The following is a 12,476-nucleotide window of genomic DNA, read 5'->3' as shown; positions in this document are numbered from 1 at the left end:
TCGGTGTTTGCGAGTTGCGCGAACTTTCGGTTCATTGCGTCTTCACACACCGCAATCTGGCCTTTCGACGCAAATTGCTTGGGTGTTATATGGTCAAGCCTCACGGGCAATTAGTATTGGTTAGCTCAACGCCTCACAGCGCTTACACACCCAACCTATCAACGTCGTAGTCTTCGACGGCCCTTCAGGGAACTCAAGGTTCCAGTGAGATCTCATCTTGAGGCAAGTTTCCCGCTTAGATGCTTTCAGCGGTTATCTTTTCCGAACATAGCTACCCGGCAATGCCACTGGCGTGACAACCGGAACACCAGAGGTTCGTCCACTCCGGTCCTCTCGTACTAGGAGCAGCCCCTCTCAAATCTCAAACGTCCACGGCAGATAGGGACCGAACTGTCTCACGACGTTCTAAACCCAGCTCGCGTACCACTTTAAATGGCGAACAGCCATACCCTTGGGACCGGCTTCAGCCCCAGGATGTGATGAGCCGACATCGAGGTGCCAAACACCGCCGTCGATATGAACTCTTGGGCGGTATCAGCCTGTTATCCCCGGAGTACCTTTTATCCGTTGAGCGATGGCCCTTCCATACAGAACCACCGGATCACTAAGACCTACTTTCGTACCTGCTCGACGTGTCTGTCTCGCAGTCAAGCGCGCTTTTGCCTTTATACTCTACGACCGATTTCCGACCGGTCTGAGCGCACCTTCGTACTCCTCCGTTACTCTTTAGGAGGAGACCGCCCCAGTCAAACTACCCACCATACACTGTCCTCGATCCGGATAACGGACCTGAGTTAGAACCTCAAAGTTGCCAGGGTGGTATTTCAAGGATGGCTCCACGCGAACTGGCGTCCACGCTTCAAAGCCTCCCACCTATCCTACACAAGCAAATTCAAAGTCCAGTGCAAAGCTATAGTAAAGGTTCACGGGGTCTTTCCGTCTAGCCGCGGATACACTGCATCTTCACAGCGATTTCAATTTCACTGAGTCTCGGGTGGAGACAGCGCCGCCATCGTTACGCCATTCGTGCAGGTCGGAACTTACCCGACAAGGAATTTCGCTACCTTAGGACCGTTATAGTTACGGCCGCCGTTTACCGGGGCTTCGATCAAGAGCTTCGCGTTAGCTAACCCCATCAATTAACCTTCCGGCACCGGGCAGGCGTCACACCCTATACGTCCACTTTCGTGTTTGCAGAGTGCTGTGTTTTTAATAAACAGTCGCAGCGGCCTGGTATCTTCGACCGGCGTGGGCTTACGCAGCAAGTGCTTCACCCTCACCGGCGCACCTTCTCCCGAAGTTACGGTGCCATTTTGCCTAGTTCCTTCACCCGAGTTCTCTCAAGCGCCTTGGTATTCTCTACCCAACCACCTGTGTCGGTTTGGGGTACGGTTCCTGGTTATCTGAAGCTTAGAAGCTTTTCTTGGAAGCATGGCATCAACCACTTCGTCACCCAAAGGGTAACTCGTCATCAGCTCTCGGCCTTAGAATCCCGGATTTACCTAAGATTCCAGCCTACCACCTTAAACTTGGACAACCAACGCCAAGCTGGCCTAGCCTTCTCCGTCCCTCCATCGCAATAACCAGAAGTACAGGAATATTAACCTGTTTTCCATCGACTACGCTTTTCAGCCTCGCCTTAGGGACCGACTAACCCTGCGTCGATTAACGTTGCGCAGGAAACCTTGGTCTTTCGGCGTGGGTGTTTTTCACACCCATTGTCGTTACTCATGTCAGCATTCGCACTTCTGATACCTCCAGCAAGCTTCTCAACTCACCTTCACAGGCTTACAGAACGCTCCTCTACCGCATCACCTAAGTGATACCCGTAGCTTCGGTGTATGGTTTGAGCCCCGTTACATCTTCCGCGCAGGCCGACTCGACTAGTGAGCTATTACGCTTTCTTTAAAGGGTGGCTGCTTCTAAGCCAACCTCCTAGCTGTCTAAGCCTTCCCACATCGTTTCCCACTTAACCATAACTTTGGGACCTTAGCTGACGGTCTGGGTTGTTTCCCTTTTCACGACGGACGTTAGCACCCGCCGTGTGTCTCCCATGCTCGGCACTTGTAGGTATTCGGAGTTTGCATCGGTTTGGTAAGTCGGGATGACCCCCTAGCCGAAACAGTGCTCTACCCCCTACAGTGATACATGAGGCGCTACCTAAATAGCTTTCGAGGAGAACCAGCTATCTCCGAGCTTGATTAGCCTTTCACTCCGATCCACAGGTCATCCGCTAACTTTTCAACGGTAGTCGGTTCGGTCCTCCAGTCAGTGTTACCTAACCTTCAACCTGCCCATGGATAGATCGCCCGGTTTCGGGTCTATACCCAGCGACTAAACGCCCTATTAAGACTCGCTTTCGCTACGCCTCCCCTATTCGGTTAAGCTCGCCACTGAATATAAGTCGCTGACCCATTATACAAAAGGTACGCAGTCACAGAACAAAGTCTGCTCCCACTGCTTGTACGCATACGGTTTCAGGATCTATTTCACTCCCCTCTCCGGGGTTCTTTTCGCCTTTCCCTCACGGTACTAGTTCACTATCGGTCAGTCAGTAGTATTTAGCCTTGGAGGATGGTCCCCCCATATTCAGACAAAGTTTCTCGTGCTCCGTCCTACTCGATTTCATGACTAAGAGATTTTCGCGTACAGGGCTATCACCCACTATGGCCGCACTTTCCAGAGCGTTCCGCTAATCTCAAAGCCACTTAAGGGCTAGTCCCCGTTCGCTCGCCACTACTAAGGGAATCTCGGTTGATTTCTTTTCCTCAGGGTACTTAGATGTTTCAGTTCCCCTGGTTCGCCTCTTGCACCTATGTATTCAGTACAAGATAACCATCTTATGATGGCTGGGTTCCCCCATTCAGACATCTCCGGATCAAAGTCTGTTTGCCGACTCCCCGAAGCTTTTCGCAGGCTACCACGTCTTTCATCGCCTCTGACTGCCAAGGCATCCACCGTATGCGCTTCTTCACTTGACCATATAACCCCAAGCAATCTGGTTATACTGTGAAGACGACATTCGCCGAAAATTCGCAAAACTCTTAAGAGTCACTCACAAATTTTACCTTAGCCTGATCACCACCAGTGAAAGTGGATCTCAGTCTATCTTTCTATCACATACCCAAATTTTTAAAGAACGAACTAGTCAAAGACTAGAAATCAACATTCACCATCACTCGATGGAATGCTCATTTCTAAGCTCTTACTTCAGAAGCAGTAGTGGTGGAGCCAAGCGGGATCGAACCGCTGACCTCCTGCGTGCAAGGCAGGCGCTCTCCCAGCTGAGCTATGGCCCCGTATTTCTACAGGCGTTTCCCACACAAAATTGGTGGGTCTGGGCAGATTCGAACTGCCGACCTCACCCTTATCAGGGGTGCGCTCTAACCAACTGAGCTACAGACCCAATTTCGGGCTGCTTCTTTCGTCTTCTTCAATGAATCAAGCAATTCGTGTGGGAGCTCATGGAGCAGCTGAGTCGTCGATTAAGGAGGTGATCCAGCCGCAGGTTCCCCTACGGCTACCTTGTTACGACTTCACCCCAGTCATGAATCACACCGTGGTAACCGTCCTCCCGAAGGTTAGACTAGCTACTTCTGGTGCAACCCACTCCCATGGTGTGACGGGCGGTGTGTACAAGGCCCGGGAACGTATTCACCGCGACATTCTGATTCGCGATTACTAGCGATTCCGACTTCACGCAGTCGAGTTGCAGACTGCGATCCGGACTACGATCGGTTTTGTGGGATTAGCTCCACCTCGCGGCTTGGCAACCCTCTGTACCGACCATTGTAGCACGTGTGTAGCCCAGGCCGTAAGGGCCATGATGACTTGACGTCATCCCCACCTTCCTCCGGTTTGTCACCGGCAGTCTCCTTAGAGTGCCCACCATTACGTGCTGGTAACTAAGGACAAGGGTTGCGCTCGTTACGGGACTTAACCCAACATCTCACGACACGAGCTGACGACAGCCATGCAGCACCTGTCTCAATGTTCCCGAAGGCACCAATCCATCTCTGGAAAGTTCATTGGATGTCAAGGCCTGGTAAGGTTCTTCGCGTTGCTTCGAATTAAACCACATGCTCCACCGCTTGTGCGGGCCCCCGTCAATTCATTTGAGTTTTAACCTTGCGGCCGTACTCCCCAGGCGGTCAACTTAATGCGTTAGCTGCGCCACTAAAGACTCAAGGTCCCCAACGGCTAGTTGACATCGTTTACGGCGTGGACTACCAGGGTATCTAATCCTGTTTGCTCCCCACGCTTTCGCACCTCAGTGTCAGTATCAGTCCAGGTGGTCGCCTTCGCCACTGGTGTTCCTTCCTATATCTACGCATTTCACCGCTACACAGGAAATTCCACCACCCTCTACCATACTCTAGCTTGTCAGTTTTGAATGCAGTTCCCAGGTTGAGCCCGGGGCTTTCACATCCAACTTAACAAACCACCTACGCGCGCTTTACGCCCAGTAATTCCGATTAACGCTTGCACCCTCTGTATTACCGCGGCTGCTGGCACAGAGTTAGCCGGTGCTTATTCTGTCGGTAACGTCAAAACACTAACGTATTAGGTTAATGCCCTTCCTCCCAACTTAAAGTGCTTTACAATCCGAAGACCTTCTTCACACACGCGGCATGGCTGGATCAGGCTTTCGCCCATTGTCCAATATTCCCCACTGCTGCCTCCCGTAGGAGTCTGGACCGTGTCTCAGTTCCAGTGTGACTGATCATCCTCTCAGACCAGTTACGGATCGTCGCCTTGGTGAGCCATTACCTCACCAACTAGCTAATCCGACCTAGGCTCATCTGATAGCGCAAGGCCCGAAGGTCCCCTGCTTTCTCCCGTAGGACGTATGCGGTATTAGCGTTCCTTTCGAAACGTTGTCCCCCACTACCAGGCAGATTCCTAGGCATTACTCACCCGTCCGCCGCTGAATCAGAGAGCAAGCTCTCTTCATCCGCTCGACTTGCATGTGTTAGGCCTGCCGCCAGCGTTCAATCTGAGCCATGATCAAACTCTTCAGTTCAAACATCTTTGGGTTTTGAGAAAACCCTAAACTTGGCTCAGCAATCGTTGGTTACATCTTTGATTTCTCGCGGAGTAACTTGTGATGCTGATAATCTGTTGACTAGCAGTCTGACTCCACAAGCACCCACACGAATTGCTTGATTCAGTTGTTAAAGAGCGGTTGGTTAAGCGCTTTGCTCAACCGAGGCGCGCATTCTACAGCAGCCTCATTTGCTGTCAAGTGATTATTTTCAGAAGTTTTCAAGGAATCCTTAACAACTTCAACCACTTGCGCTGCCGATCTCTCGTCAGCGGGAGGCGAATTCTACAGCGTTACTCGCTGCTGTCAACACCTCTTTTTCAACTGCCTGCGGGCTTCGATGAACTGAAGCACCTGACCATCGAAACTGCGTAACTCATTGTTTATAAAGGAGTTTTCCGTTTCGACTGCGCCGGAAGTGGGGCGAATTATAGAGAACTGAAATTCGCCGTCAACCGTTAATTTCAGTTTTCTTTCAATAAGTTACAGACGGCAAGAAAACGGCCTGCTCCCCGCAACCGAGAGGAGCAAACACCGCCTTTCTATATAGAAGGAGAGGTCAGAGAACGCCGGACTCTTTAAACGCAGCCACGACACCAGCCTCTAGCCCCAGCACTCGCTGCAGAACCTCCAGCGTATGCTCACCCAGCAAAGGAGGCGCGCGACGATACTCCACCGGCGTCTCGGACAACCGAATCGGACTCGCCACCTGAGGTACCGCCCCCGCCAAGGCATGTGGCAACTCGATTGCCAAACCACGCGCCTTGACCTGAGGATCCGCAAACATCTGCGCCAGGTCATTGATAGGACCGCAAGGCACACCCGCCTGCTCCAGCTGCGCCACCCACTCGGCAGTGGTCTTGAATACCGTCGCCTGACGGATCAGCGGAATAAGCACCGCCCGATTCGCCACCCGCAGCTTGTTGGTCGCAAACCGTGGATCATCCGCCCACTGAGGCTGCCCGGCGACTTCCGCGAACTTGCGGAACTGCCCGTCATTACCCACGGTAAGGATGAAGTCGCCATCCGCCGTAGGAAAATCCTGGTAAGGCACGATATTCGGATGAGCATTGCCCAAACGCTTGGGAGGGTTGCCCGTTGTCAGGTAGTTCATCGCCTGGTTAGCCAGACATGCCACCTGCACATCCAGCAATGCCATATCAATGTGCTGCCCTCCGCCGACCTGATTACGATGCGCAAGCGCTGCCAGGATCGCCACGGTCGAGTAGAGCCCCGTCAAAATGTCGGTCAGCGCCACGCCGACCTTCACCGGCCCCGCCCCCTCATCCCCTTCAGGTCGCCCCGTCAGGCTCATGAGGCCGCCCAGCCCCTGGATCATGAAGTCATAACCCGCACGCTTGGCGTAAGGACCGGTTTGACCAAACCCGGTGATCGAGCAATAGATCAGATCCGGATTGATCGCCTTCAGCGATTCGTAATCCAGCCCATAAGCCGCCAGCCCACCGACCTTGAAGTTCTCGATCAGAATGTCCGACTTGGCCGCCAGGTCGCGCACCAGCTTCTGCCCTTCCGGACGCGTGAAGTCGATGGTCACCGATTGCTTGTTGCGATTGGCCGACAGGTAATAGGCGGCCTCGCTGGTGTTCTCGCCATAGGCGTCCTTAAGGAAAGGCGGCCCCCAGGCGCGCGTGTCATCGCCATTGCCCGGACGCTCGACCTTGATCACCTCAGCGCCAAGGTCCGCGAGAATCTGCCCAGACCAAGGCCCGGCCAGCACCCGCGATAAATCCAGTACCCGTAGATGCGAAAGCGCGCCCATGGACGTTCTCCTATTAATAGAACGCCTGGATGCCAGTCTGCGCGCGACCGAGGATCAGCGCGTGGACGTCATGCGTACCTTCATAGGTGTTCACAACTTCCAGGTTGACCAGATGGCGAGCAACGCCGAACTCGTCCGAAATACCGTTGCCGCCCAGCATGTCGCGAGCCATGCGCGCGATATCCAGCGACTTGCCGCAGGAGTTGCGCTTCATCATCGAAGTGATTTCGACCGCCGCGGTACCTTCATCCTTCATACGACCCAGACGCAGGCAGCCTTGCAGTGCCATGGTGATTTCGGTCTGCATATCGGCCAGCTTCTTCTGGATCAGCTGAGTCGCAGCCAATGGGCGACCGAACTGCTGACGATCCAGGGTGTATTGGCGAGCGGTGTGCCAGCAGAACTCGGCAGCTCCCAGGGCACCCCAGGAAATACCGTAGCGTGCGGAGTTGAGGCAAGTGAATGGACCTTTCAAGCCACGGACATCCGGGAAGATGTTCTCTTCCGGAACAAACACGTTGTCCATGACGATCTCGCCGGTGATCGATGCACGCAGGCCGACCTTGCCGTGAATCGCAGGAGCGCTCAGGCCTTTCCAGCCTTTCTCCAGAACGAAGCCACGAATATCGCCTGCATCGTCCTTGCCCCAGACCACGAACACATCGGCGATCGGGCTGTTGGTAATCCACATCTTGCTGCCGGTCAGGCTGTAGCCGCCTTCTACCTTGCGTGCACGAGTAATCATCGCGCCCGGGTCGGAACCGTGGTTAGGCTCGGTCAGACCGAAGCAGCCAATCCACTCACCCGAGGCCAGTTTTGGCAGGTATTTCTGCTTCTGCGCTTCGGTACCGAACTCATTGATCGGCACCATCACCAGCGAGGACTGTACGCTCATCATCGAACGGTAGCCGGAGTCGATACGCTCGACTTCACGGGCGATCAGGCCGTAGCTGACATAGTTCAGGCCGCTGCCGCCGTACTGCTCCGGAATGGTCGCGCCCAACAGACCCACTTCGCCCATTTCGCGGAAGATCGCCGGGTCGGTCTTTTCATGACGGAACGCTTCGAGAATGCGTGGCGCGAGGCTCTGCTGAGCGAACTGAGCGGCGGTGTCGCGGATCATGCGCTCTTCTTCGGTGAGCTGTTGATCCAGCAGCAGGGGATCGATCCAGTTGAAGCTTGCTTTACCGGCCATGAGTACATCCTCTCGAAACGGGTCAAATAACGTGGGAATGATCCTAGGCCGGGTTCGCCATCCGGGCAAACGAGGATTTCGCATACTGTTGTGCTAATTTCTCACTCCGAAACGTCGCAAACCGCAAATAGTGCGATGTATTAGTGAGGTTGACGTACATGCGCAGAAAGATTCCCAGCACAACCGCCCTGATCAGCTTTGAGGCCGCCGCACGCCACGAGAGCTTTACCAAGGCAGCGCAGGAACTCTCACTCACCCAGGGCGCGATTTGCCGACAGATCGCCAGCCTTGAGGAATTTCTCAGTGTTGAGTTGTTCCGACGCTCACGGCGCGGAGTGAAACTGACGGAGGCCGGCCTCTCCTACAGCCGCCGGGTGGCAACCCAGCTCGATGCGGTCGAACGAGACACCCTGTCGGTGATGGGCCAACAAGGCACCAATGTGATCGAACTGGCTGTGGTTCCAACCTTCGGCACCCAATGGCTATTGCCCCGACTTAAGGACTTCCAGCAAAAACACCCGGAGGTAACGGTCAACCTGACCAACCGCACACGCCCCTTCCTGTTCGCCGATACTGACTTCGACGCAGCGATTTATTTCGGCGATGCTGACTGGTCAGGTACGGAATCCCATCGCCTGATGGGCGAACATCCACTTCCCGTTTGCAGTCCCAATCTGCTGGGAAAAAACAACCAACTGACTGCCGAGGAAATCGCTGAACTGCCCCTCCTGCAACAGACCACTCGCCCCTATGCCTGGCGACACTGGTTTAACTCTCAGCGACTGAATGTCCCGCGAGACATGACAGGACCACGCTACGAGCTATTCTCCATGCTGGCTCAGGCGGCCATGCACGACATGGGTATCGCCCTGATTCCACCGTTTCTGATTCAGCGTGAATTGGCCGACAAACGCCTGGTGATCGCCAACCCCCAGGCACTGTCCAGCATCAAGGCGTATTACCTGATGATTCCCGAGCGAAAGGTCGAATCGGCCTCTTTGCGGGCTTTTCGGGATTGGCTGGTCCATCAGGCGCACAGCTACAGCACAGAAGAATAAAGGGCTACAGCGATTAACTGACCTCGTAGTCAGCAAAATAAAAAACCTACAGATATAAGTATTTGTCGCATATTCGAAGACTGCACTTCAAAGCAGTACAAACGTCCCACAAGCGCCTGAATACATGGCTTTGCGCTGCTATTTCCAAACAATGCAGCATCATTCATATGGCCGATGCGAAAATTCTTTATTTTCGATAAAAATGGCTACAGGTCCCGATATACATGGGCTTCAACCGAAATGCTGCGACATTCGGTCACGGGATGACTTGTAGTTAATTTTGCGTCACACGTCATAATCCCTTGAAAGGGCGCAAAGTTCGCCTGCAAAATGCCGCGCCCCGCCCAAATTCGGCGGGATCGTGCTGATCGGCCGCCCCAGCCGCACCATCCGTAGTGCATGGGTTTACTCAATAAGATCACGCAGGAGATTTGACGTGCACATTGGTGTTCCTCTCGAGACCCAGACGGGTGAAACACGGGTTGCTGCTACCCCGGAAACCATTAAGAAGCTGATCAGCCAGGGCCATAAGGTCACTGTACAAAGCGGCGCCGGCATCAATGCCAGCGTTGTCGACAGTGCCTATGAAGCGGCAGGTGCAAAAATTGGCAACGCCAACGATGCGTTTGGCGCCGAGCTGATACTCAAAGTGGTCGCACCCAGCGACAACGAACTGGCGCTGATCAAAAGCGGCACCGTTGTAGTGGGCATGCTCAACCCGTTCAGCAATGAAACCATCGCCAAAATGGCCGAATGCGGCATTACCGCGTTTGCCCTGGAAGCGGCGCCACGTACCTCCCGCGCCCAAAGCCTGGACGTACTGTCTTCCCAAGCCAACATCGCCGGCTATAAAGCTGTGTTGCTGGCCGCTCACTACTACCCTCGCTTCATGCCGATGCTGATGACTGCCGCGGGCACCGTGAAAGCGGCGCGCGTGCTGATCCTCGGCGCGGGCGTGGCTGGCTTGCAGGCGATTGCTACGGCGAAACGCCTGGGTGCAGTGATCGAGGCGTCCGACGTACGTCCTGCGGTCAAGGAGCAAATCGAATCCCTCGGCGCCAAGTTCGTCGACGTGCCTTACGAAACCGACGAAGAGCGTGAATGCGCCGTCGGTGTCGGCGGTTACGCACGACCGATGCCGGCGAGCTGGATGCAGCGCCAGGCCGTGGCCGTCCATGAGCGCGCCAAGCAGGCCGACATCGTCATTACCACCGCCCTGATTCCGGGCCGCAAGGCGCCGACGCTATTGAGCGCCGAAACCGTGGCGCAGATGAAACCGGGTTCGGTGGTCATCGACCTGGCCGCAGCCCAGGGCGGCAACTGCCCGCTGACCGTGGCGGACCAGGTGGTCGTCGAGAATGGCGTGACCATTGTCGGCCCGACCAATCTCGCGGCCTCTGTCGGCGCCGACGCCTCGGCGCTGTATGCCCGCAACCTGCTGGACTTCATGAAACTGTTGTTCGATAAAGATGGACAACTGGTGATCAACCTTGAAGACGATATCGTCGCCGCGTGCCTGATGTGCCGCGACGGCCAGATCGTGCGCAAGAACGGCTGAGGATAAAAACAATGGAAGACATGCTGATCTCTCACGGTATCTACAACCTGATCATCTTCGTGCTGGCTATCTATGTCGGCTACCACGTGGTCTGGAACGTGACCCCTGCGCTGCACACCCCACTGATGGCGGTCACCAACGCCATCTCCGCCATCGTGATCGTCGGCGCCATGCTCGCCGCCGCGCTCACCGTGACCCCACTGGGCAAAACCATGGGCACCCTGGCCGTGGCACTGGCCGCGGTCAACGTGTTCGGTGGCTTCCTGGTTACCCGGCGCATGCTGGAAATGTTCAAGAAGAAAGCAGCTCCAGCAAAGGATCCTGCAGCCAAGGCCGAAGCAGTCAAGGCTGAGGTGCAGCAAGCATGAGCATGAACCTTGTTACTTCCCTGTATTTGATCGCCTCGGTCTGCTTCATCCAGGCGCTCAAGGGCCTCTCGCACCCCACCACATCGCGTCGCGGCAACCTGTTCGGCATGCTCGGCATGGGCCTGGCGATCCTCACCACGGTCGGCCTGATCTACAAGCTCGGCGCCGAACTGGCTCACGACGGCATCGTCTACGTGATCGTCGGCCTGCTGATCGGCGGTACCGCCGGTTCGATCATGGCCAAGCGCGTTGAAATGACCAAGATGCCCGAACTGGTCGCCTTCATGCACAGCATGATCGGCCTGGCGGCAGTGTTCATTGCCGTGGCTGCCGTGGTCGAGCCGCAATCGCTGGGCATCGTCCAGCAATTGGGTGACGCCATCCCGGCCGGTAACCGCCTGGAACTGTTCCTCGGCGCCGCCATCGGTGCAATCACCTTCTCCGGCTCGGTCATCGCCTTCGGCAAACTGGCTGGCAAGTACAAGTTCCGCCTGTTCCAGGGCGCACCGGTACAGTTCGGCGGCCAGCACAAGCTGAACCTGCTGCTGGGCCTGGCCACGCTGGCACTGGGCGTGACCTTCATGCTCACCGGCGACTACGTTGCTTTCGGCCTGATGCTGGCGCTGGCCTTCGTGCTCGGCGTGCTGATCATCATCCCGATTGGCGGCGCCGACATGCCGGTCGTGGTATCGATGCTCAACAGCTATTCCGGCTGGGCAGCAGCGGGTATCGGCTTCTCGCTGAACAACTCGATGCTGATCATTGCCGGTTCGCTGGTGGGTTCGTCCGGTGCGATCCTCTCGTACATCATGTGCAAGGCGATGAACCGTTCCTTCTTTAATGTACTGCTCGGCGGTTTCGGCAATACGGCCGACGCGGGTGGCCCTGCAGGCGCGAAAGAAGCCCGTCCGGTGAAATCCGGTTCGGCTGACGACGCGACCTTCCTGCTGACCAACGCCGACACCGTGATCATCGTTCCGGGCTATGGCCTGGCGGTAGCACGGGCACAGCATGCGCTGAAGGAACTGACCGAGAAGCTGACCCATCACGGCGTGACCGTGAAGTACGCGATCCACCCGGTTGCCGGTCGTATGCCTGGCCACATGAACGTCCTGCTGGCCGAGGCCGAAGTGCCTTACGACCAGGTGTTCGAGATGGACGACATCAACTCCGAGTTCGGCCAGGCCGACGTGGTGCTGGTGCTCGGCGCCAACGACGTGGTCAACCCAGCCGCCAAGAACGATCCGAAATCGCCGATTGCCGGCATGCCGATTCTCGAAGCGTTCAAGGCCAAGACCATCATCGTCAACAAGCGCTCGATGGCCAGCGGCTATGCCGGCCTGGACAACGAACTGTTCTACCTGGACAAGACCATGATGGTGTTCGGCGACGCTAAAAAGGTCATCGAAGACATGGTTAAAGCCGTCGAGTAACCCTCGCATGGCACACCGAACGCCCCGACTCGTCGGGGCG

General features: G+C 55.7%; 6 protein-coding genes, 2 tRNA genes and 2 rRNA genes. 4 read left to right on the top strand and 6 right to left on the bottom strand.

What is annotated here, in order from left to right; genetic code table 11:
- Nucleotides 1–89: 89 nt before the first annotated feature.
- The 6 genes from DKY63_RS20400 to DKY63_RS20370 form a co-directional block, all read right to left on the bottom strand.
- Nucleotides 90–2,981 (bottom strand): 23S ribosomal RNA (locus DKY63_RS20400).
- A 242-nt stretch (nucleotides 2,982–3,223) separates the two neighbouring features.
- Nucleotides 3,224–3,299 (bottom strand) — tRNA-Ala (locus tag DKY63_RS20395).
- A 30-nt stretch (nucleotides 3,300–3,329) separates the two neighbouring features.
- Nucleotides 3,330–3,406: transfer RNA gene (locus DKY63_RS20390), tRNA-Ile, on the bottom strand.
- Nucleotides 3,407–3,486: 80 nt separating this feature from the next.
- Nucleotides 3,487–5,023, bottom strand: a 16S ribosomal RNA gene (locus DKY63_RS20385).
- Together the 16S and 23S rRNA genes with 2 tRNA genes alongside form the textbook arrangement of a ribosomal RNA operon.
- A 580-nt stretch (nucleotides 5,024–5,603) precedes the next feature.
- Entirely contained in the window at nucleotides 5,604–6,824 is a 1,221-nt protein-coding gene (locus DKY63_RS20375; RefSeq protein ID WP_110965729.1) for a CaiB/BaiF CoA transferase family protein, read from the bottom strand.
- 13 nt (nucleotides 6,825–6,837) lie between these two features.
- Nucleotides 6,838–8,019: an acyl-CoA dehydrogenase gene (locus DKY63_RS20370; protein WP_077047085.1), complete on the bottom strand. Its 1,182-nt coding sequence runs from the start codon at nucleotides 8,017–8,019 to the stop codon at nucleotides 6,838–6,840.
- 158 nt (nucleotides 8,020–8,177) lie between these two features.
- On the opposite strand from DKY63_RS20370, the gene DKY63_RS20365 reads away from it, so the two are divergent.
- The 4 genes from DKY63_RS20365 to DKY63_RS20350 all read left to right on the top strand — a co-directional run bounded on the left by DKY63_RS20365 (nucleotide 8,178) and on the right by DKY63_RS20350 (nucleotide 12,436).
- Entirely contained in the window at nucleotides 8,178–9,077 is a 900-nt protein-coding gene (locus tag DKY63_RS20365; RefSeq protein ID WP_110965728.1) for a LysR family transcriptional regulator, read from the top strand.
- A gap of 436 nt (nucleotides 9,078–9,513) precedes the next feature.
- Nucleotides 9,514–10,635 (top strand): Re/Si-specific NAD(P)(+) transhydrogenase subunit alpha, encoded by a 1,122-nt coding sequence (locus DKY63_RS20360; RefSeq protein WP_110965727.1) that lies wholly within the window; start codon nucleotides 9,514–9,516, stop codon nucleotides 10,633–10,635.
- A gap of 11 nt (nucleotides 10,636–10,646) precedes the next feature.
- Entirely contained in the window at nucleotides 10,647–11,003 is a 357-nt protein-coding gene (locus DKY63_RS20355) for an NAD(P) transhydrogenase subunit alpha (protein ID WP_110965726.1), read from the top strand.
- Nucleotides 11,000–12,436: an NAD(P)(+) transhydrogenase (Re/Si-specific) subunit beta gene (locus DKY63_RS20350; protein ID WP_110965725.1), complete on the top strand. Its 1,437-nt coding sequence runs from the start codon at nucleotides 11,000–11,002 to the stop codon at nucleotides 12,434–12,436. The genes DKY63_RS20355 and DKY63_RS20350 overlap by 4 nt, the downstream gene beginning before the upstream one ends.
- Nucleotides 12,437–12,476 lie beyond the last annotated feature (40 nt).

The sequence above is a fragment of the Pseudomonas putida genome (genome assembly GCF_003228315.1).
GTDB classification, from domain to species: Bacteria; Pseudomonadota; Gammaproteobacteria; order Pseudomonadales; family Pseudomonadaceae; genus Aquipseudomonas; species Aquipseudomonas putida_S.
The sequence above is the reverse complement of the archived record's forward strand: the minus strand, read 5'-3'. Positions and strand labels throughout refer to the sequence as shown.